The following is a 21888-nucleotide window of genomic DNA, read 5'->3' as shown; positions in this document are numbered from 1 at the left end:
AGAAATGGCGGTTTATGACTCACAGAGGATTATGGGCTTGATTCCGCCTTCACTCTATCGGGAAGAGCTAGAGCCAGGAGAACACAAACGGGCTCAGGAGTTTAGCCACCGGCACCTAGGCCAGCAGTGGCTCTTGCACCGGTGGCTGGCTAAAAGGGCGATTGCTTCATACACAGGGCAGAGAATAGAAAATATCTGCTGGGAGACAACTCCTACAGGTAAGCCAATTCAGCCCACCTGTTCGGTCTCAGTCAGTCATTCAGCTAATTACCTGGCTGTTCTTCTTGGCCCTGGCGAATATAACCTAGGGATTGATTGCGAATCTCTTAGAGTAGCTCCCCTCCTTGAGCAGAAGGCGATCAGGATCATCCGCTATTTTCACCCGGCAGACCAGGCTCGTTTAAAACAAGCCCTAGAGGCAGGATGCTTTGTTCCCACCTTCTTGACCCTGTGGACCCGTGGCGAAGCCCTGTATAAGCTGACGGGAAGCGAATCTTTGGTCGAAACTTTAGGTGAAAGACCATTGTTAGATTCTACTTTGAGCGGCAGGGGTAAGGAAGAGTACAGCCTCAAAACCATAGGCTCAGATTCTCGCCTTCCCTGTCTGCTCAGCTATGCCTGTTCCCCTGGGCTTGACGAATAAGGTAGAAAGTCCTTGATACGGCAAAAGGCTCCTGTTTTCCCCTAAGGGGAAAACAGGAGCCTTTTATCTTGTCCTTCTAAGAAAACCTAGGGTTTACTTAGCCTTTTCGAGGATCTCGACGATGCGCCAGCGCTTTGAAGCGGAGAGCGGACGAGTCTCGGCCAGGAGAACGAGGTCACCGATACCAGCAGCGTTCTGCTCGTCGTGTGCCTTGATCTTGGAGCTACGGCGCATAACCTTGCCGTACAGGGCGTGCTTTACGCGGTCCTCGACCTCAACGACTACGGTCTTGTCCATCTTGTCGGACACTACGTAGCCGCGGCGAGTCTTGCGGTAGCCGCGCTCTTCAGTCTTTACTTCACTCATGTGATTTAACCTTCGGTTGCGGGACGAATACCGAGCTCGCGTTCACGCAGCACGGTGTAAATACGTGCAATGTCGCGCTTGACCGAGCGGATACGACCGGGATTTTCAAGCTGACCGGTGGCTGCCTGGAAACGGAGGTTGAACAGCTCCTCCTTCGACTCACGCAGCTTCTCTACCAGATTCTCATTGGAGAGCTCTGCCAGCTTGTCGATGCTCAGATCCTTTGATCCAACTGCCATTTCTATTCACCACCTTCGCGACGCACAACGCGTGCCTTCATCGGGAGCTTGTGGATTGCGAGGCGCATAGCTTCACGAGCCACTTCTTCGGATACGCCGGAGAGTTCAAACATGACTCGACCGGGCTTGACGTTTGCGACCCACCATTCGGGTGAACCCTTACCGGAACCCATACGGGTTTCAGCAGGCTTCTTGGTCAGCGGACGGTCGGGATAAATGTTGATCCAAACCTTACCGCCACGCTTGATGTGACGGGTCATTGCAATACGTGCAGCTTCAATCTGGCGGTTGGTGACGTATGCGGGAGTCAGGGCCTGGATGCCCCACTCGCCGAACGCTACCTCGGTGCCACCCTTAGCCATACCTGAACGCTTGGGGTGATGCTGCTTGCGGTACTTTACTCGACGGGGAATTAGCATTTATGCCTCACCGTTTTCTGCAGTCTTAGCCTCAGCGGGTGCTGAAGCGTTGTCGGAACGACGTTCACGGCGGGGACCACGGCCACCTGCGCGACGACGGTCGCCACCGCGGCCGTTGCCACGACGGTTACCGGCAGCCTGCTGTGCAGCAAGCTCGTTGTCGGTAAGGTCACCCTTGTAGATCCAAACCTTGACGCCGATGCGGCCGAAGGTGGTCTTTGCTTCGAAGAAGCCGTAGTCGATGTTCGCACGCAGGGTGTGCAGGGGCACACGGCCTTCGCGGTAGAACTCGGAACGTGACATTTCAGCGCCACCCAGACGGCCGGAGCACTGGATACGGATACCCTTGGCGCCTGCACGCTGTGCGGACTGGATTGCCTTCTTCATAGCGCGGCGGAAAGCAACGCGTGAAGCGAGCTGTTCTGCGATGCCCTGAGCAACCAGCTGAGCTGACAGATCGGGGTTTGCAACCTCGAGGATGTTCAGCTGAATCTGCTTGCCGGTCAGCTTCTCGAGCTCACCGCGGATGCGGTCAGCTTCGGTGCCGCGGCGGCCGATAACGATACCGGGACGTGCGGTGTGGATGTCCACACGGACGCGGTCACGGGTACGCTCGATTTCGACCTTGGCGATGCCTGCGCGCTCCATGCCCTTGGACAGGAGTTCGCGGATCTTTACATCTTCACGAACGAAGTCTGCGTAGCGTTCGCCTTCCTTGTTGGAGTCAGCGAACCACTTTGAGACGTGGTTGGTGGTGATGCCAAGTCGGAAACCGTTGGGGTTAATTTTCTGACCCATTTAGCGGCCCTCCTCCTTCTCCGGGGTAGCGACTACCACGGTGATGTGGCTGGTGCGCTTGTTGATGCGGAACGCACGGCCCTGGGCACGAGGCTGGAATCGCTTCATGGTGGGACCTTCGTTCGCGTATGCTTCGCTGATGAACAGCTCTTCTTCCTTGAAGGGGACGCCCTGCTGGGCGGCCTTCTGGCGAGCGTTTGCAACAGCTGATGCAACGATCTTGTATACCGGTTCTGATGCGCCCTGAGGAGCGAACTTCAGAATCGCCAGAGCCTCTTCCGCCTGCTTACCACGGATAAGGTTGATGACGCGGCGTGCCTTCATAGGCGTAACGCGTACGTAAGACGCAGTTGCCTTGGCTTCCATTGCCTATCTCTCTTTCGTCTATTGCCGAAAGGAAAACGTTTCTAAGGTACGGGGTGAACCGTAGCTTAGCGACGCTTACCCTTGCGGTCGTCCTTAACGTGGCCACGGAAAGTACGGGTGGGCGCAAACTCGCCGAGCTTGTGACCAACCATGGACTCAGTGATGAACACGGGTACGTGCTTGCGTCCGTCGTGCACTGCGATGGTGTGACCGAGCATGTCGGGGATAATCATCGAGCGGCGGGACCAAGTCTTGATAACGTTCTTGGTGCCCTTCTCGTTCTGAGCTGCAACCTTTACGAAAAGGTGCTGATCAACGAAAGGGCCCTTCTTCAAACTACGAGGCATGTTTCAGGCTCCTTAGCGCTTCTTGCCAGTACGACGGCGACGAACAATGAGCTTGTCGCTTTCCTTGTTGGGGCGACGGGTACGACCCTCGGGCTTACCGTTGGGGTTAACCGGGTGACGGCCACCTGAGGTCTTACCTTCACCACCACCGTGGGGGTGGTCAACGGGGTTCATGACGACACCGCGGACGGTCGGGCGGATGCCCTTCCAGCGGTTACGGCCGGCCTTACCCCAGTTGATGTTGGACTGCTCGGCGTTACCGACGGAACCGACGGTTGCGCGGCAGCGGACGTCCACGTTGCGGATTTCGCCGGAGGGCAGACGCAGCTGGGCGTACTTGCCTTCCTTAGCGACCAGCTGGATGGATGCGCCAGCGGAGCGGCCCATCTTAGCGCCGCCACCGGGGCGGAGCTCAACAGCGTGGATCACGGTACCAACGGGGATGTTGCGCAGGGGCAGGTTGTTGCCGGGCTTGATGTCGGCAGAGGGACCTGACTCTACGATGTCGCCCTGAGCAAGCTTGTTGGGGGCGATGATGTAACGCTTGGTGCCATCAACGTAGTGGAGCAGAGCGATGCGGGCGGTACGGTTGGGATCGTACTCGATGTGTGCAACGCGTGCGTCGACGCCGTCCTTGTCGTGACGACGGAAGTCGATCAGACGGTACTGGCGCTTGTGGCCACCACCCTTGTGACGGGTAGTGATGCGACCGGTGTTGTTACGGCCGCCCTTCTTGGGGAGCGGACGAACCAGGGACTTTTCCGGGGTTGAGCGGGTGATTTCTGCGAAATCTGAGACGCTCGAGCCGCGGCGACCCGGGGTCGTCGGCTTGTGCTTACGAATACCCATTTAGATATTTCTTTCCTTCGCTAAAGTGGTCTCCGGTGCTTATGCAGCCGGACCGCCGAAGAGGTCGATTGAACCTTCCTTGAGGGTTACAATCGCACGCTTGGTGTTCTTACGAGCACCCCAACCGAAACGGGTGCGCTTGCGCTTGCCCTGACGGTTAGCGGTGTTGATGGAAGCAACCTTGACATCGAAGATGGTCTCGATGGCCTGCTTGATTTCCAGCTTGTTGGAGCGGGGGTCTACGAGGAAGGTGTACTTACCTTCGTCGAGCTGACCGTAGCTCTTTTCCGACACGACGGGAGCGATGATCACGTCGCGGGGATCCTTGAAAGTTGAGGTGGTAACAGACATTACTTAGCAGCCTCTTTCTTAGCCTTGGAAGCAACTGCGACGAATACGTCGTAGGCATCCTTGGTGAAGATGACGTCGTCTGAGATCAGAACATCGTAGGTGTTCAGCTGATCTGCGTAGATGACGTGAACGTTCTCAAGGTTGCGTACTGACAGTGCTACCAGGTCGTCCTTGCGGTCGATGACAACCAGTGCGTTCTTGCGGCTGGTGATCTCTGCGATTGCTGCCTTTGCTGCCTTGGTGGAGGGCTTGGTGCCTTCTACCAGAGCTTCGACAACGTGAACGCGGTCGTGACGAGCGCGATCTGAGAGAGCGCCACGCAGTGCAGCTGCAATCATCTTCTTGGGGGTACGCTGTGCGTAGCTACGCGGGGTCGGGCCGTGTACGATGCCACCACCGGTCATGTGGGGTGCACGGATTGAGCCCTGACGTGCGCGGCCGGTGCCCTTCTGCTTGAAAGGCTTGCGACCTGCGCCGGAAACTTCGCCGCGGTTCTTGGTCTTGTGGGTACCCTGGCGTGCTGCTGCGAGCTGGGCTACTACTACCTGGTGAAGCAGGGGAATAGAGGCCTGAGCGTCGAAGATGTCAGCGGGCAGGTCTACCTTTACGGTCTTGACAGCCATGGTTTATTAGGCTCCCTTCACAGCGGTGCGAACCAGAACAACGCCGCCCTTAGGACCGGGGATAGCACCCTTGATCAGAAGAACGTTGTTTTCGGCGTCTACACCCTGAATAGTGAGGTTCATGGTGGTGTGGCGTGCAGCGCCCATACGGCCTGCCATGCGCATACCCTTGAAAACGCGTGCGGGGTATGATGCGCCACCGATTGAGCCGGGCTTACGGTGGTTCTTGTGGGCACCGTGTGATGCACCTACACCTGCGAAGCCGTGACGCTTCATAACACCGGCGAAGCCCTTACCCTTGGTCTTGCCAACTACGTCGACCTTCTGGCCTGCTTCGAAGAGCTCAACGGTCAGTTCCTGACCGAGTGAGTATTCAGCGGCGTCTGAGGTACGCAGTTCAACGAGGTGACGGCGAGGGGTTACGCCTGCCTTCTCGAAGTGACCGGCGAGGGGCTTGGTTACCTTGCGAGCTTCGATTGCACCGAAACCGATCTGGATAGCTTCGTAGCCATCGGTCTCAGCGTTGCGCAGCTGGGTAATAACGTTGGAATCGGCCTTGACGACAGTAACGGGCACGAACTTGCCGTTTTCGTCCCAGACCTGGGTCATGCCAAGCTTGGTGCCCAGCAGGCCCTTAACCTGGCGCTCGAACTTGTTAGTCATTTAGATGCGATCCTCTACAGCTTGATTTCGATGTTTACGTCTGCCGGAAGGTCAAGACGCATGAGGGCATCAACAGCCTTGGGGGTCGGATCAACGACGTCGATCAGACGCTTGTGCGTGCGCATTTCGAAGTGCTCGCGGCTGTCCTTGTACTTGTGAGGCGAACGGATAACACAGTAAACGTTCTTTTCGGTGGGCAGCGGCACGGGGCCTACTACCGTCGCGCCTGCACGCGTAACTGTCTCAACGATTTTCCGAGCTGAAGAATCAATGACCTCGTGGTCGTATGACTTCAGACGGATGCGGATTTTCTGTCCCGCCATCTGTCGGACTCTCTTTCTTGTCTACTTCCCTGTAACGGAGCGGTTGCTCCTTTATCTGGCGCTTGAGGTAAAGAGATGATTCTTCGTCTCTTTCGCGCCACCTCTGCGTAGGCTGAATCCGACATCTGCCGGGTTCCTCACCCTACCGAGGCACCGACCCCCGAACTCGGGCGTGTCGCTTTTTTGCTAGGGCAAAAAGGAGCGCACTTTTCCCTCGAACTGATCGATTGGGTCATATTTGGGCTTACCTTCACCCGATTCGAGAAGGAATCAGGGCTACTTTCACGCGGTAAGCGCTTGAACAACGTTATCCATCTTGCCAGAGTCCAGGCTTCCCCGCAAGGTTTTTCTGCGCGAAGTGCCCAGCCCCACATTCAGCCCGCTTTTCCTTACCTCTTCTACTCAATCACGGGCGTCCGCGCACTGCATAGAAGAGAGAAGAAGCCTGTCATATACCGAGCAATAGTGCGCGCCCTCACTAGGATAAAACTATGAGCACACACCCAGATTTCCGGCCCCAATCTCACCGACGTTCTACTGAGAATATCCTGCTCAATATCGGTCTATACCTGGGCAGTCTTCTGATTATCAGCGCCGCCGGGCTGCTGGCCACCTCTCTAGCCACAGCGCCGCAACAGGCCTTTTTGCTGTCTGCTCTTGCAGCCCTCTTCTATACAGCGGGGCTGGGCACCTTTCGTTGGGTTCCCAAGCTGCGGCTGGCGTCCTACGCTTTTACTGGTACGGCCCTAGCTCTTATCCCCCTGTGCGGGTTCGCTTTCTACACCCTCATCTGGCCGGAATCAGGGCCCCTACTCTGGCTACTGGTTTCCTGCATCGGCACCCTTGCTGCCTGCGGCGCTCTAGCCCTAATGCAGGCCCGGGTGATGAGCTACCTGGCCCTAGCCTTTTTAGTCTCTGACATCCTGGCCATGTCAAAGAACCTGCAAGTCGCGCTGATCTGGTATTTCGTTGCTCTCCTCGTCCTTGCAACCGCGCTTACTCTCTGGCTGCGGGCCTTCCAGGACCGCATGCCTACTCAACTTGCCGCGGGTTTTCTCGATGCTTCTCGTATCTTCGTTCCGGCAACTGTAGGCGCCGCCCTTTTCTACACCAGCCTGGCGCCCTGGGAAATCAGCATCATTGCGGCATTGGCGACCCTTTATGCGGGAGCCCAGCTCAGGCAGCCACCCACCTGGCTCTACTACCTCCAGGCCCGTATCTATTCCTTGCTAGCGGTAGCTGCCCTAGCCCTGTGGCTTCACGAGCGCAGCGTCATCTCGTTCCCTTTCTCTATTCCTGTTGCCCTTTTCCTGGTGGCAAGTGCGCTCGTACTAGCTTGGGCCCGCCCTCCCCTACCCTGGCGGACGGACGTCGATGCTTGGGTTACATGGGCACTCGCCCAGCCTTTCCTTGCGTCTGCCCTCGCATGGCTCATAGACCAGATGCAGGCAGTTCCCACCTTTATTGATACCGCTCCCGCACCACCGCTGGTTTCTTTCACGCAGGAGAATCTTTCGAGCACTGTGCTCCTGGGCCTCCTCAGCCTCGCCACCTGCGCTTCCCTCGGCCTTTTGGCCTACCGCACCCGGCTCAGTCAGTATCTTCCCCTAGGTGCCTTAGCTCTGGCGTGGGTAGGATTTTTCGTTCTACCACCGGTTCCCCTAGCGGTTACCCTGATCCTGCTTGGGGCTTTCTGCCTGCCAGCAGCGAGCAGCATCGCTCAAGAAATCGACGGCAGCAAAGCTACCCGCTTGCGCCCCGTCCGCTGGACTCAGTTCGCCACGCTCACGCTCACTGCTGTCGCGGTTCTTGCTCTAGGGTTCGTAGCAGGTAGCCCCCGTTACCTTGGGCTAGTCCTTCTGACGGCAGGAGCGTCCACTAGCTATCTCCTAGCCGAACTTCTCCTACGTTCCCGGGTAACAAAACCTGCTGCGCCCCACAGGCGTCTTCCTGTCTCCCAGACCTTCCCCTTTTTTGCTCTCCTCACGGGCCTCCTCGGAACAACGGCAGCTATTACGATGCGCCCCTCAGTATCGTTGACCTTCATGGCTCATACCGAACCGATAGGGTACGGCATTCATAGCCTTGGGCTCGGGGTTTATACCGGGCTGACCCTCTGCGCTGCCCTTCTCACCCTGAGCAGAGCTCTGGCTACCCGCACAATACAGGGCAGGGCTGCGGATCCCCTCATTTCCCCCTACAGTAAGGACGGCCCAGCCCAGCTACGCTCCCCTGGCACCCTTGAACCGATAGGGCTTTTGACCACGTTCTATGTGGTTGTGCCCCTGGCTCTCATCATGCTGTGCACAGGTCCGCTACCGGCTGAGTACAATCTTCTCACCCTGGCAGTTGCAGCGGCAGGCGTCCTTGCTGTCCTCCCCCTGCTTAATCATTCAGCACGTTCTCATGCTCTGGTTACTTTGAGGATCTACTTGGTGGGCGCAGCTGTCGTCCTAATGAGTTTTTCTTCCTTCACCGGTCGTAGCCTGTTGTTGCTCCTCCTTAGCTTTACCGCCGCCCTTGCCCTGAGCTCCATACTCTTGCTCTTTCATAGAACGCCGTCTCAGAGCCCGGTGGAGTACATCCTGGGTCTTTGTTTGAGCTGGGGTTCTGCCGCAATGGCCCTATTCCTTATTGATACCGCTTGGAACCCCAGCACGGCTCTTGGCGCCCTCATACTCCTGGCGCTTGCTCTCACCTGGCTACGAGTACCACGCACCCAGGGCGTCCTTGCTGCCCAGTCAGCCCTTATCTCGATTGCTTTCATCACGGGCCTAGCTACCCTGCTATGGGGGCTCACCAGCCTCAGCAACGTCGCTGTTCTGACCTGGATTACGGTGAGCGTTCTAGTAACTACAACCCTGTTGGCAGCTCTAGCCCCGGCAGCACAAGCTGCCCGTCCTCCTGTTCCGGGTCGTGTGCCTCTGCGCGTACGCCCTGCTGACCCGCTAGGACGGTGGGGCTACCAGCACAATCGGGCCATGTCACTGACCGGTCTGATTATCGCTCACTTCACCGGGGTCTACCCCTACTTCTCCGATGAAAGCTTCCCGCTCTCGCTGGTTCTTATTCTGCTTTTCACCCTATCCTGGTTCCTGCTGGTCTCCCCTGCCACCCGGCCCGCAATCCTGCTTCTAGGGCTCAATAGCCTGCTCCTGAAGACCCTGCTCTATCACGATATGGATAACGGGGTGTTCTACTTCTTCCAGGCCCTCGCCCTCAGCTGTGCGCTTTTGGCCCTGGTAAGCCGCCCTGATGTGCTGCCGCTATGGATGCGTGCCCAGCCTGCTGGCGTCCCGCGTCAGAGCAATCGCCCTACCCGTCTTTTCTGGTTAGCCTTTAGCGTCCAGGTCTTCTATAGCCTGCTCATTCTCCCTTTCAACTATCCCTATCTAACCCCCTACGATACGATTTTGCTGCTTGCTGCCACCGGCACGCTTCTCGGGGCCTCCGCCATGGTAGGGAAAAAGTTGGCTCCTCCCCTCACGGCTCTACTGCTGACCTACCAGGTGCTCTACGTCTTAGACGGTTTAAATGCCTGGTCACTCCTCTTCCTGGGATTTGTTCTCATGGGGCTCGTTATCTGGCGGCTCCTTGCCCGGGCAGACGAACCGGCAATGCAGCCTCAAGCCCAGAAGCAGGGCAATCGTGAGACCCCGGTTATCCCCTGGGCTAAGCATCAATAGACACACTGCTCATCAGGGCCTCATCAAGAAACAAAAAGAGGCTGGCCCCGCAGATTGCTCTGCGGGGCCAGCCTCTATCGCCCTCCGCTAGCTAGTAGCTAGCAGGAGTTCAGATCGAAAAGTAAGGAACTTACTTGATGATCTTGGTAACGCGACCTGAACCAACGGTGCGGCCACCTTCGCGGATTGCGAAGCCGAGGCCCTCTTCCATTGCGATTTCCTGGATGAGCTCAACGGTCATCTCAGTGTTGTCGCCGGGCATAACCATTTCGGTGCCCTCGGGAAGGGTGATAACACCGGTAACGTCGGTGGTGCGGAAGTAGAACTGGGGGCGGTAGTTCGAGTAGAAGGGGTTGTGGCGGCCGCCTTCATCCTTGGAAAGGATGTAGACGTTAGCCTCGAACTGGGTGTGGGGGGTGATTGAGCCGGGCTCAACAACAACCTGGCCACGCTCTACGTCGTCGCGCTTCAGACCGCGAAGCAGCAGACCACAGTTCTCGCCTGCCCATGCCTCGTCGAGCTGCTTGTGGAACATCTCGATACCGGTAACGGTGGTCTTCTGGATGGGGCGGATACCAACGATCTCAACTTCGGAGTTGATCTTCAGGGTACCGCGCTCGGCGCGACCGGTAACAACGGTACCGCGACCGGTGATGGTGAAGACGTCTTCGATGGGCATGAGGAAGGGCTTGTCCTTCTCACGAACGGGGTCCGGAATGAAGTTGTCAACCTCGTCCATGAGCTCTTCAACCTTAGCAACCCACTCGGGGTCACCTTCGAGAGCCTTCAGAGCGGAAACGCGAACAACGGGAGCGTTGTCACCGTCGAACTCCTGTGAGGAGAGCAGTTCGCGAACTTCCATTTCAACGAGGTCGAGCAGTTCCTCGTCCTCAACCATGTCTGACTTGTTCAGAGCAACGAGCAGGGTGGGAACGCCAACCTGGCGAGCCAGCAGAACGTGCTCGCGGGTCTGAGCCATGGGGCCGTCGGTAGCAGCAACAACGAGGATTGCGCCGTCCATCTGAGCAGCACCGGTGATCATGTTCTTGACGTAGTCAGCGTGACCGGGGGCGTCAACGTGTGCGTAGTGACGCTTCTCGGTCTGGTACTCGATGTGAGCAATGTTGATGGTAATACCGCGCTGGCGCTCTTCAGGAGCGGAGTCGATCATACCGAAGTCGCGCTGCTCGTTCAGGTCAGGGTACTTGTCAGCCAGAACCTTGGAGATTGCAGCGGTCAGGGTGGTCTTACCGTGGTCAACGTGACCGATGGTACCGACGTTTACGTGAGGCTTGGAGCGCTCGAACTTAGCCTTAGCCAAGAGTATTCCTCCTATAGAGAAGATTTGAGAACCTGCACTCGGGTTTCACACCGGCGCACTCCGCCGTAAAAGGCGGTCTAGCTACCACAATAGCGGATAAGGCCGGTGGGGCGAAACCCGAAGACGGGTTCAATTACAAGGTTTTTTTGAAAAGCGGTGCGGCTCACACGGGGTGAGCCGCACCCGGGTGAGAATTACTCGCCGCGGCTCTTCTGGATGATTTCATCAGCGACGTTCTTGGGAACCTCAGCGTAGCTGTCGAACTCCATGGAGAAGACTGCACGACCCTGGGTCTTTGAACGGAGGTCACCGATGTAACCGAACATTTCTGACAGCGGTACAAGAGCGTGAACGATCTTGACGCCTGCTGCATCTTCCATGGACTGGATCTGACCACGACGTGAGTTCAGGTCACCGATAACGTCGCCCATGTAGTCCTCGGGGGTACGTACTTCAACAGCCATCAGGGGCTCCAGCAGAACGGGAGCAGCGCGACGTGCGCCTTCCTTGAAGACCATTGAACCAGCGATCTTGAACGCCATTTCTGACGAGTCAACATCGTGGTAAGCACCGTCGATCAGGGTTGCCTTGACACCAACAACGGGGTAGCCAGCGAGGATACCGAGCTGCATTGCGTCCTGGATACCGGCGTCAACGGAGGGGATGTATTCACGGGGAACACGACCACCGGTGACGACGTTGTCGAACTCGTAGAGCTCTTCAGCATCGAGGGCGATGGGTTCGAAGGAAACCTGAACCTTCGCGAACTGACCGGAACCACCGGTCTGCTTCTTGTGGGTGTAGTCGACCTTCTCGACCTTCTTGGTGATGGTTTCGCGGTAAGCAACCTGGGGCTTACCAACGTTAGCCTCAACCTTGAATTCGCGCTTCATACGGTCAACGATGATGTCGAGGTGGAGCTCGCCCATGCCGCCGATTTCGGTCTGGCCGGTTTCTTCGTTGAGTGAAACGGTGAAGGTGGGGTCTTCAGCAGACAGCTTCTGGATAGCGGTTGACATCTTCTCCTGGTCACCCTTGGTCTTGGGCTCGATAGCCACGAAGATCACGGGGGCGGGGAAGGTCATGGATTCCAGAACTACGGGGTTAGCAATGTCGCAGAGGGTGTCACCGGTGGTGGTGTCCTTCAGACCGATTGCTGCGTAGATGTGACCTGCCTGGATCTCTTCAACAGGGTTCTCCTTGTTGGAGTGCATCTGGAAGAGCTTACCGATACGTTCCTTCTTACTCTTAGTGGCGTTGAGGACCTGCTGGCCCTGTTCTGCCTTACCGGAGTAAACGCGGATGTAGGTCAGCTGACCGTAGAAGGGGTGAGCTGCAACCTTGAAGGCCAGAGCTGCGAAGGGCTCGTCAGCTGAGGGCTTGCGGGTTACTTCAACCTCTTCGTCTGAGGGCAGGTGGCCAATCATCGGGGGGACATCCAGCGGTGAGGGCAGGTAGTCGAGAACTGCGTCGAGCATGGGCTGTACGCCGCGGTTCTTGAATGCTGAGCCACAGAAGACGGGGTAGGCTTCGTTAGCAACGGTCAGGGCGCGGACGCCCGCCTTGATTTCCTCGATGGTCAGTTCGCCCTCTTCGAGGTACTTTTCCATGAGTTCTTCGGAAGCTTCAGCAACGTTTTCAACGAGCTCGGCACGGTACTGCTCTGCCTTTTCCTGCAGGTCAGCGGGGATTTCCTGGATTTCGTAGGAAGCGCCCATGGTAACGTCACCCTTGGCATCGCCGGGCCAGACGTAGGCCTGCATGGTGAGCAGGTCAACGACGCCGATGAAGTCGTTTTCAGCGCCGATGGGCAGCTGCATAACGAGGGGCTTAGCGCCGAGACGCTTGACGATGGTGTCTACGGTGAAGTAGAAGTCTGCACCCAGCTTGTCCATCTTGTTGACGAAGCAGATACGGGGAACTTCGTACTTGTCAGCCTGGCGCCAAACGGTTTCAGACTGAGGCTCAACGCCTTCCTTGCCGTCGAACACTGCAACAGCGCCGTCGAGGACGCGCAGTGAACGCTCAACTTCAACGGTGAAGTCAACGTGGCCGGGGGTGTCGATGATGTTGATCTGGTTGTTCTTCCAGAAGCAGGTGGTTGCCGCGGAGGTAATGGTAATACCGCGTTCCTGTTCCTGAGCCATCCAGTCCATGGTTGAAGCACCGTCGTGGGTCTCACCGATCTTGTGGTTGATACCGGTGTAGAAGAGGATGCGTTCGGTGGTGGTGGTCTTACCGGCGTCGATGTGCGCCATAATACCGATGTTGCGGACCTTATTCAGGTCGGTAAGCACGTCTAGTGCCACTTTGTTCTCCCTTGTGAGAAACTCCGAAAGCCTGCCGCTATGTACTTGTGCAATAACGGCAGGCTACGAAGAAATTACCAGCGGTAGTGTGCGAAGGCCTTGTTGGACTCGGCCATCTTGTGAGTGTCTTCGCGACGCTTCACAGCGGCACCGAGACCGTTGGATGCATCCAGGATCTCGTTCATGAGACGCTCGGTCATGGTCTTCTCGCGGCGGAGCTTTGAGAAGCCAACGAGCCAGCGCAGAGCCAGAGCGGTTGCGCGGCCTGCACGAACCTCGACGGGGACCTGGTAGGTCGCGCCGCCGACGCGGCGTGAGCGAACCTCGAGTGAAGGCTTGACGTTGTCCATTGCCTTCTTGAGGGTTACTACGGGGTCTGCGCCGGTCTTCTGAGCAACGCCTTCGAGTGCACCGTAGACGATACGCTCAGCGGTTGACTTCTTGCCGTCCAGCAGAACCTTGTTGATGAGCTGGGTAACCAGCGGTGAGCCGTAAACAGGATCGTTTACGAGGGGACGCTTAGGAGCGGGACCCTTACGAGGCATTACTTCTTCTCCTTCTTTGCGCCGTAGCGTGAACGAGCCTGACCGCGGCCCTTAACGCCCTGGGTATCCAGTGCGCCACGTACAATCTTGTAACGAACACCGGGGAGGTCCTTCACACGACCACCGCGAACGAGCACGATGGAGTGTTCCTGAAGGTTGTGGCCCTCACCGGGGATGTATGCGGTAACCTCGACGCCGCCGTTGAGCTTAACACGTGCGACCTTACGCAGTGCTGAGTTCGGCTTCTTCGGGGTGGTGGTGTATACACGGGTGCATACGCCACGCTTCATGGGGTTGCCCTTAAGTGCGGGCGCCTTGGTCTTTACGACCTTGGGTGCACGGCCCTTACGGACCAACTGCTGAATTGTAGGCACTTGTTCTCCGTTTGGTATCGGCGGCCCCGTTAGGGGCTACCGGTTTACTTGCCTTCTGTCACTTGGGATAAGTGCAAAAGAAAATCTTTATGACTTAGCAGGAGCCCAGACACAACAAAAAATGGCATTTAGGCCTCAAGATCGCTGTTCGGACTAGATGCCCGGGCGAACAAGGCCAAAGGACGGTGTCCATTCTGCCATTGGTTCTTATGTACTGCTCAGAACGTGTCTGTGCGGGCAGTAGATACTACTGCTAAGTACTCCAGGTACTACTCTAGCTGGTTAGAAAGGCTTAATCTACCCCCTGTGTGCTCTGGGGGCAGCTTTAAGCCCTTTAATCGGGGTGATGTCTGGCACTTAAGGCTTTTAAAAGAGTAAGGACGCCGGCGCTCCCCTCCCCTGCCAGGGGAAAGGGGGTGCCGGCGTCCGCATCCTGAAGGAACCTGCCCGCCTAGCTGACGGTGAAGTTCTGGGTTGCCCCGGTGAAGGGGGTGATAGTGCCGACCCCGTTCTTGGAATCCCCGTGGTAGAGAATCCGGTAGGTGCCGGGAACCGCATCGGCAGGAATCTTCCATTCGATGGTCACGCGGGACTGGGCCGCCAGGTGCCGCTTCCAGCGGAAGCGGGTAGCCGGGTCGTTATCGCCGGCGACGGTCACCCACTGGTTACCCTCTAGACGCTGAACTTCAAGGTAACTTGAATTGAGCTGCTGGTCATTGTTGGGGTGGGCACCCACAAAGAGAGCGCTGACGGTTGCGCCCCGGGCAGTGTTGGCGGGCTGGGTGAGCACCTTACCGTAGTAGTGGCCAGCGCCGGGCAGGTCGTACCATACCTTGCCCACAGCGCTCTTCATGGGGGTGCGTACGGAAGGCTTATCGCCCAGCGGCAGCTCCGTGCCATCACGGAGGGAAGTCGCCACGGTGTTGAGGGTCTGGCGGAAGGCCCCCATGGTGTTGATGCCAAAGACAGTAGCCCCACCCTCGTACTGCTGAGAAAGATATTCCTGCGGGGTGCTCACGTAGTGACTGTAGGCGTTGGTGTAGCCCTGCACGATAATCTGCGACTCGTCAACGCCCAGCAGGGCTGCCATATCCTGGCGGTACTGTACGCCCACGGTCCCGTTGTGTTCACCGGGCATACCCAGTAGGTAGTAGTTGCCAAAGCGCATCACCTGTACAGGTAGCTTCTGCTGCACCTTCTCGTGGACGGCAAGCAGGTTGGCCTTAGGGTACTGGCAGGAGGTTAGATCAGCGGACGAGCTGTAGGCCAGCCAGTTGAAGTCGCTCCAGACCTTGTTCGCGTTAGCCCCTTCATTGAAGCCTGCCGCACCGGGGCCGTCCTCCACGCTGCCGGCGGCGAAGGGGGCACCCAGCGAGGCGTTACAGGTAGAGCCCGCGTAGCCGGTGCCCGTCCACCGGGCGTCCACCTGCACCTTGGAGAAATCCACATAGGTGATGCGGGAGTCCAGGCCCTGCCCCACCGGGGTACCCGCGCTTGCCAGCTGGGTGCGGACGGCGTCCGCCTGCTTGGTTCCCTGAATCTCAAGGTTGGTGAACATGTCGTTGGTGGGGCCCATGCCCGGTTGCAGCATGGTGTTAGGCGAGACGTCACCGGTGTTGCTGTTGGCAAAGGCCGCGATGAAGGCATCGTCCTCGGAACCCGCGTTGAGGTTGACCCCGTGATCGACAGTTTCGAGCAGGTACTGGGCATAGCCCTTGTTATCTGAAGAGACCAGGGTGTTCTGGTTGGTCAGAGAAGTGGGGTGAATAGCGAACCAGTTCAGGACGGCGCGGGTCACCCCGTCGTGCTCAAAACGGAAGGTGGTGCTGGTGGGGTCTACCCCGTTAATAAGTTCGTCGGTAAGGTTGGCCGGGTCTTGTTCCAGAGCTACCGCCGAGCGGTTGACGCCCACACCGGTGAGCTGGCTGCTGGAGACCGTCACGTTACCGGGAGCCAGGTCGGCCAGTGCCTCGCGGATAGCCTGCATAGACCCGTTGACCTGGTTGTTGAAGGTGGGTTCGTTGAAGCCCAGGGTTGCCAGGTTGTAGAGCACGTCCTTGCTCACGCCGCCGGGGGTAGCGTGGCTGTGGGAGGCTGTAATCATAATGTTCGCTTCGGTGAACTCGGGGCCGAGCTCAGCCTGAATACGGTTCACCAGTTCAGCGCGGATGCTGTTCCAGGCGCTCAGAGCATCGAGTACCACAATCAGGTTGCGGGAGCCGCTAGCAGGGTCAATGACCACGAAGGCGCGGGCGTACTGGCGGGTATGAATACCCGAGCCCTTCTGGGCATCGGTACCGTAGCCCACGAAGGCTACCTCGGCGACCTCACCGGTGATATCGGCAACGCCCGCCCCTACCAGGTAGGGGTTATCAGCGGTGGGCTGGGTGGAACTCACCAGCTGGGCCAGATTCTGGGCGTTGACGCCCGCCGGTGTCAGCTCAACGTCGGCCTGGGACGGGATCAGATAGGCTCCAGCCGCTAACGATAGGGCAGCCCCAAAGACGCCGAGCTTGACCCCTACATGTCGTGATAGTTTCATTCAACCCTCAAAGTGTGCGAAAGGTGAGCAGCTGAGGCCGCTCAAGTGTGCTCAAATAACCCTACCGACCGGAGCCTCTTCCAGCTAGCTGGGTTTGCCCCGCGATTCGTGGTAGAACGGAAGAACTTTAACCCCACGAAAAGGACAGCACGAGTGAGCACCCCCAACGAGTCTTACCTGGTCGGCCTGCTAGGTAGCGGTATCACGGCCTCTCTTACTCCGCCCCTGCACGAGTTCGCAGCAGACCGGGCAGGTGTGCGCTATCTCTACCGCCCTATCGACCTTGATGCTCTGGGCCCCGGGGCGCGAGCAGCCGGTGTGCTGCCCGTTAGAGATCTGCTGCACTGGGGGTTTGACTTTGGCTTTAACGCTTTCAATATCACCTTCCCCTACAAGCAGGCTGTTCTGGAGTACCTCGATGAGGTGTCGGACGCCGCAGCCCGGCTGGGGGCTGTCAATACGGTGGTAGCGCGGGAGGGAAGGCTCATCGGGTACAACACCGATGTGAGTGGCTTTGCTTCTGCCCTAACCCAGGGGCTGGCCCCAGCCCCCGAGGACCTGGCAACCGTCACCCAGCTAGGTGTCGGCGGGGCGGGCTCTGCCACCGCAGATGCCCTGCTGAGTTTAGGAACTAGAACGCTCAATCTATTTGATGTCGATATTGAAAGATCTTCCGCCAAGGCCCAGCAGTTGGCCGCACTCTACCCGGGTGCAACCGTCCGCGCCGTCACCGAAGCCGAACTTACTGAAGCCCTTGCCGCCTCAACCGGCCTGGTCAACGCCACTCCCATCGGCATGCACCACCGCCCCGGCACTCCCCTACCCCTGGACTATCTGCACCCACAACTCTGGGTCTTCGACGTCATCTACCTACCCCAGAACACCCCGCTCATACAGAAAGCCCGTTCTATAGGGTGCAGGGTACTACCCGGCGGGATTATGGCAGTGGGACAGGCAGCCGATGCCTTTGAACTTATCACCGGGCTGAGCCCAGACAGGGCAGAACTCCTGACCCACTTCGAAAAGCTCCTGGCAGCACAGGGCAACCAGCTCACCTAAGATTTCCCCGCAAACAGGCGCCCGTCCGTCCGCCTATTTCTTCGCGCGGACTCAACATACACCTACAAGCAAGGCCCTCCCCCGCAGATACGCGGGGAAGGGCCTTACCTATACCGGGCTAACGGCGGACGGTTTACTTACCGAACTCGTAGTCATCCAGCGGAATAGCCTGGAACTCGGGGCTGATAGCACCCTCGTTGGTCTCGGCATAGCTGAAATCATTGTAGGGAGTTGCGGCCTGAGCAAACAGAGCCTCGCGAGCCTCGTCGGTGGGCTCAACCTCGATGTCGTTGTACATGGCAAGGCCAGTACCGGCGGGGATGAGCTTACCGATGATGACGTTTTCCTTGAGGCCGACCAGCGGGTCTTCCTTACCTTCCATCGCAGCCTGAGTAAGGACGCGAGTGGTTTCCTGGAAGGACGCGGCAGACAGCCAGGACTCGGTAGCCAGTGACGCCTTGGTAATACCCATCATCTCGGGGCGACCTGAGGCAGGACGCTTACCCTCAGCCAGAGCCGCACGGTTGGCGTTCTGGAAGGCGATGTTCTCAACCAGCTCACCGGGGAGCAGGTTGGTCTCACCGGAGTCGATGACGGTGATACGACGCAGCATCTGGCGAACGATAACCTCAACGTGCTTGTCGTGGATGCCTACACCCTGGGAGCGGTAAACGCCCTGGACCTCGTCCACCAGGTGCTTCTGAGCCTCACGGGGACCGCGGATACGCAGGATCTCCTTGGGGTCAACAGCACCGGAGACCAGCTGGGTACCGACGGTGATGTGGTCACCTTCAGCAACTTCCAGGCGGGCACGACGCAGCACGGGGTAGGCTACCGGGTCATCGCCGTTATCGGGGGTGACAACGACCTTGAGGGACTTGTCGGTGTCCTCGATGGTAACGCGACCGGTGACCTCTGAAATCGGGGCAACACCCTTGGGGGTGCGGGCCTCGAAGAGTTCCTGAATACGGGGCAGACCCTGGGTAATATCGTCAGCCGATGCGACACCACCGGTGTGGAAGGTACGCATGGTCAGCTGGGTACCGGGTTCACCAATGGACTGAGCCGCGATAATACCGACGGCCTCACCGATGTCGACCAGGTTGCCTGAGGCCATGGAACGGCCGTAGCAGAGGGCACAAACGCCAACTGCTGACTCACAGGTCAGTACGGAGCGGACGCGAACCTCTTCGATACCGGCCTTGAACAGGTCGTCAATGACGATATCTGAAACGTCGGCGCCAGCAGCAGCCAGAACGGTACCGTCTTCAGCCACAACGTCAACAGCAAGAGCGCGGCCGTGAATTGAGGACTCGACGTTCTCGTGCAGGGAAACCTTGCCAGAGGCGTCCTTCTCAATCAGGGGCAGGGTCAGACCGCGGCGGGTGCCACAGTCGTGCTCGCGCACGATGACGTCCTGAGAAACGTCAACCAGACGACGGGTCAGGTAACCGGAGTTTGCGGTACGCAGCGCGGTATCTGCCAGACCCTTACGAGCACCGTGGGTTGCGATGAAGTACTCCAGAACCGACAGGCCTTCACGGTAGGAAGACTTAATCGGGCGGGGCATAATCTCACCCTTGGTGTTGGACACCAGACCACGGATACCTGCAATCTGACGAACCTGCATCCAGTTACCGCGTGCACCGGAGGTGACCATGCGGTTAATGGTGGTGTTCTTCTCAGCCAGGTTTTCCTTCATGGCCTCGGCGACCTCGTCGGTTGCCTTGGTCCAAATGTCGATCAGTTCGGTACGGCGTTCGACGTCGTCGATCAGACCCATGGCGAACTGGGATTCGATGTTGGCTGCCTGCTCCTCGTAGCCTTCCATAATGGCGGGCTTGGTGGGGGGCGCTGCGATATCGGAAACCGCAACGGTCACACCTGAGCGTGAAGCGTAGTAGAAGCCGGTGTTCTTGAGCGCGTCAAGGGTCTTGGCTACCACGTGCATGGGGTACTTCTCAGCAAGGTCATTGATGAGGGCACCCAGGGACTTCTTGTCGGCAACGCCGGTGTACCAGGGGTAGTCGGCGGGCAGGGTCTCGTTGAAGATAACCTGACCGACGGTGGTTTCTACCAGGACGGGCTGACCGGGCTCGTAGCCTTCGGGGGCTTCCCAGCCCTCGTAGGGTACGAAGTCGTCCAGCACGATCTTGACCTTGGTGTAGAGCTCAATCTCGTGGCGGTCCATAGCCATAATGGCTTCTGCGTAGGACGAGAACAGGCGGCCTTCGTTCTTCTCACCGTCACGGGCGGTGGTCAGGTGGAAGAGACCGATGATCATGTCCTGGTCAGGGACCGCAACGGGGCGGCCGTCTGAGGGCTTCAGGATGTTGTTGGAGGACAGCATGAGGATGCGGGCCTCGGCCTGAGCCTCGGGTGACAGGGGCAGGTGGACTGCCATCTGGTCGCCGTCGAAGTCAGCGTTGAATGCTGAACAGACCAGGGGGTGCAGCTGGATAGCCTTACCTTCGACCAGCTGGGGTTCGAAGGCCTGAATACCCAGGCGGTGCAGGGTGGGTGCGCGGTTCAGCAGCACGGGGTGCTCGGTGATGATCTCTTCGAGAACGTCCCACACCTGGGGGCGGAAACGCTCAACCATACGCTTAGCAGACTTGATGTTCTGGGCGTGGTTGAGGTCAACCAGGCGCTTCATGACGAAGGGCTTGAAGAGCTCCAGAGCCATCTGCTTGGGCAGACCACACTGGTGCATCTGCAGGGTGGGGCCACCGACGATAACGGAACGACCCGAGTAGTCAACGCGCTTACCCAGCAGGTTCTGGCGGAAACGACCCTGCTTACCCTTGAGCATGTCAGAGAGGGACTTGAGGGGGCGGTTACCGGGACCGGTGACAGGGCGACCGCGACGGCCGTTGTCGAAGAGGGAGTCAACAGCTTCCTGCAGCATGCGCTTTTCGTTGTTGACGATGATCTCGGGGGCACCGAGTTCCAGCAGACGCTTGAGGCGGTTGTTGCGGTTGATGACGCGGCGGTAGAGGTCATTCAGGTCGGAGGTCGCGAAGCGGCCACCGTCGAGCTGCACCATGGGGCGCAGTTCCGGCGGGATGACGGGAACGTAGTCCAGTACCATACCGAGCGGGGAGTTGTCGGTGGTCAGGAAGGCGTTGACAACCTTCAGACGCTTGAGGGCGCGGGTCTTCTTCTGGCCCTTACCGGTCTGGATGATGTCCTTGAGTGCCTCTGCTTCGGCTTCCATGTCGAAGTTCTCAAGACGCTTCTTGATTGCTTCTGCGCCCATGGAGCCTTCGAAGTACATGCCGTACTTGTCGACCATGCCACGGTAGAGGGCCTCATCGCCTTCAAGGTCGGCGACCTTGAGGTTCTTGAAGCGGTCCCAGACGCGCTCGAGCTGCTCGATTTCGCGTTCTGCGTTCTTGCGGACGGACGCCATCTGGCGCTCGGCTGCGTCGCGCAGCTTGCGCTTTTCGGCGGCCTTGCCACCGTCAGCCTCGATCTTGGCGAGTTCCTCTTCGGTTTCGCGAGCGATCAGGTTGATGTCGGCTGCGAGCTGGTCCTGCAGGACCTTCTTGTCGCGGTCGTGGGCGGCCTGCAGGTTGGGCAGGTCCTCGTGGCGTGCTTCTTCGTCCACATGGGTAATCATGTAGGCGGCGAAGTAGATGATCTTTTCCAGGTCCTTGGGAGCCAGGTCAAGCAGGTAGCCCAAGCGTGAGGGCACGCCCTTGAAGTACCAGATGTGGGTCACGGGAGCCGCCAGCTCGATGTGGCCCATGCGCTCGCGGCGCACCTTGGCACGGGTTACCTCTACGCCACAGCGCTCACAGATGATGCCCTTGAAGCGCACGCGCTTGTACTTACCGCAGTAGCATTCCCAGTCGCGGGTAGGGCCGAAGATGCGCTCGTCGAAGAGGCCTTCCTTCTCGGGCTTCAGGGTTCGGTAGTTGATGGTTTCGGGCTTCTTAACCTCGCCGTAGGACCAATCCAGAATGTTCTGGGAGGTCGCTAGGCCAATACGCATCAAACCAAGTGAAGATTCGTTGGACATTTGGTCCTTATCTCTTTCCTAGTGTTTTGAAGTCTTGTTCG

At 58.3% G+C, this 21888-nt stretch carries 20 protein-coding genes; 3 read left to right on the top strand and 17 right to left on the bottom strand.

Going from position 1 to position 21888, the window contains the following annotated elements; genetic code table 11:
- Positions 1–4 precede the first annotated feature (4 nt).
- Entirely contained in the window at positions 5–643 is a 639-nt protein-coding gene (locus ACRCJM_RS00265) for a 4'-phosphopantetheinyl transferase family protein (RefSeq protein WP_431463357.1), read from the top strand.
- A 93-nt stretch (positions 644–736) separates the two neighbouring features.
- Here the strand turns inward: ACRCJM_RS00265 and rpsQ are convergent, their stop codons facing one another.
- From rpsQ to rpsJ, 11 genes are all read right to left on the bottom strand, one after another.
- On the bottom strand, positions 737–1009 hold the full coding sequence (gene rpsQ / locus ACRCJM_RS00260; RefSeq protein WP_237185979.1) for a 30S ribosomal protein S17: 273 nt from the start codon (positions 1007–1009) through the stop codon (positions 737–739).
- A 5-nt stretch (positions 1010–1014) separates the two neighbouring features.
- Positions 1015–1248, bottom strand: a complete 234-nt coding sequence (gene rpmC / locus ACRCJM_RS00255; RefSeq protein WP_083090723.1) for a 50S ribosomal protein L29 — start codon at positions 1246–1248, stop codon at positions 1015–1017.
- A 2-nt stretch (positions 1249–1250) separates the two neighbouring features.
- On the bottom strand, positions 1251–1667 hold the full coding sequence (gene rplP, locus ACRCJM_RS00250; protein WP_135012890.1) for a 50S ribosomal protein L16: 417 nt from the start codon (positions 1665–1667) through the stop codon (positions 1251–1253).
- Complete coding sequence (gene rpsC, locus ACRCJM_RS00245; RefSeq protein WP_185174281.1) at positions 1668–2465, bottom strand: 30S ribosomal protein S3; 798 nt, start codon at positions 2463–2465, stop codon at positions 1668–1670. It lies immediately after the preceding gene.
- Complete coding sequence (gene rplV / locus ACRCJM_RS00240; RefSeq protein WP_083090720.1) at positions 2466–2831, bottom strand: 50S ribosomal protein L22; 366 nt, start codon at positions 2829–2831, stop codon at positions 2466–2468.
- A 65-nt stretch (positions 2832–2896) separates the two neighbouring features.
- A complete protein-coding gene (gene rpsS / locus ACRCJM_RS00235; RefSeq protein ID WP_083090719.1) occupies positions 2897–3178 on the bottom strand; it encodes a 30S ribosomal protein S19 in 282 nt (93 codons plus the stop codon).
- 12 nt (positions 3179–3190) lie between these two features.
- Positions 3191–4027, bottom strand: coding sequence for a 50S ribosomal protein L2 (rplB, locus tag ACRCJM_RS00230; RefSeq protein WP_135012888.1), 837 nt, complete (start codon positions 4025–4027; stop codon positions 3191–3193).
- A 39-nt stretch (positions 4028–4066) separates the two neighbouring features.
- Positions 4067–4378 carry a 50S ribosomal protein L23 gene (rplW, locus tag ACRCJM_RS00225; RefSeq protein ID WP_135012887.1) on the bottom strand — a complete coding sequence of 104 codons (312 nt, stop codon included), beginning with the start codon at positions 4376–4378 and terminating at the stop codon, positions 4067–4069.
- Positions 4378–5001, bottom strand: a complete 624-nt coding sequence (rplD, locus tag ACRCJM_RS00220; protein WP_431463356.1) for a 50S ribosomal protein L4 — start codon at positions 4999–5001, stop codon at positions 4378–4380. Before rplD ends, rplW begins: the two co-directional genes overlap by 1 nt.
- Positions 5002–5007: 6 nt before the next feature.
- Positions 5008–5664 (bottom strand): 50S ribosomal protein L3, encoded by a 657-nt coding sequence (rplC, locus tag ACRCJM_RS00215; RefSeq protein ID WP_135012885.1) that lies wholly within the window; start codon positions 5662–5664, stop codon positions 5008–5010.
- Positions 5665–5678: 14 nt separating this feature from the next.
- Complete coding sequence (rpsJ, locus tag ACRCJM_RS00210; protein WP_068169589.1) at positions 5679–5987, bottom strand: 30S ribosomal protein S10; 309 nt, start codon at positions 5985–5987, stop codon at positions 5679–5681.
- A 491-nt stretch (positions 5988–6478) separates the two neighbouring features.
- Between rpsJ and ACRCJM_RS00205 the strand changes: the two genes are divergently transcribed.
- Positions 6479–9673 carry a hypothetical protein gene (locus ACRCJM_RS00205; protein WP_431463355.1) on the top strand — a complete coding sequence of 1065 codons (3195 nt, stop codon included), beginning with the start codon at positions 6479–6481 and terminating at the stop codon, positions 9671–9673.
- A gap of 130 nt (positions 9674–9803) precedes the next feature.
- On the opposite strand, the gene tuf is transcribed toward ACRCJM_RS00205, so the two are convergent.
- The 5 genes from tuf to ACRCJM_RS00180 form a co-directional block, all read right to left on the bottom strand.
- A complete protein-coding gene (gene tuf, locus ACRCJM_RS00200; RefSeq protein ID WP_237204773.1) occupies positions 9804–10994 on the bottom strand; it encodes an elongation factor Tu in 1191 nt (396 codons plus the stop codon).
- A 194-nt stretch (positions 10995–11188) separates the two neighbouring features.
- The gene (gene fusA, locus ACRCJM_RS00195) at positions 11189–13303 is read right to left on the bottom strand and encodes an elongation factor G (protein WP_431463354.1); all 2115 of its coding nucleotides are present in this window, start codon (positions 13301–13303) and stop codon (positions 11189–11191) included.
- Between the two features lie 74 nt (positions 13304–13377).
- Positions 13378–13848 (bottom strand): 30S ribosomal protein S7, encoded by a 471-nt coding sequence (gene rpsG, locus ACRCJM_RS00190; protein WP_135012878.1) that lies wholly within the window; start codon positions 13846–13848, stop codon positions 13378–13380.
- Complete coding sequence (gene rpsL / locus ACRCJM_RS00185; RefSeq protein ID WP_083090707.1) at positions 13848–14222, bottom strand: 30S ribosomal protein S12; 375 nt, start codon at positions 14220–14222, stop codon at positions 13848–13850. The genes rpsG and rpsL overlap by 1 nt, the downstream gene beginning before the upstream one ends.
- Positions 14223–14673: 451 nt before the next feature.
- A complete protein-coding gene (locus ACRCJM_RS00180) occupies positions 14674–16764 on the bottom strand; it encodes a neutral/alkaline non-lysosomal ceramidase N-terminal domain-containing protein (RefSeq protein ID WP_431463353.1) in 2091 nt (696 codons plus the stop codon).
- A gap of 153 nt (positions 16765–16917) precedes the next feature.
- On the opposite strand from ACRCJM_RS00180, the gene ACRCJM_RS00175 reads away from it, so the two are divergent.
- Entirely contained in the window at positions 16918–17823 is a 906-nt protein-coding gene (locus ACRCJM_RS00175; protein WP_431463352.1) for a shikimate dehydrogenase, read from the top strand.
- A gap of 133 nt (positions 17824–17956) precedes the next feature.
- On the opposite strand, the gene ACRCJM_RS00170 is transcribed toward ACRCJM_RS00175, so the two are convergent.
- On the bottom strand, positions 17957–21847 hold the full coding sequence (locus tag ACRCJM_RS00170; protein ID WP_431463351.1) for a DNA-directed RNA polymerase subunit beta': 3891 nt from the start codon (positions 21845–21847) through the stop codon (positions 17957–17959).
- Positions 21848–21888: the final 41 nt, after the last annotated feature.

The organism is Rothia sp. L_38 (assembly GCF_050689125.1).
In the GTDB taxonomy this organism is placed as follows: Bacteria; Actinomycetota; Actinomycetes; order Actinomycetales; family Micrococcaceae; genus Rothia.
The sequence above is the reverse complement of the archived record's forward strand: the minus strand, read 5'-3'. Positions and strand labels throughout refer to the sequence as shown.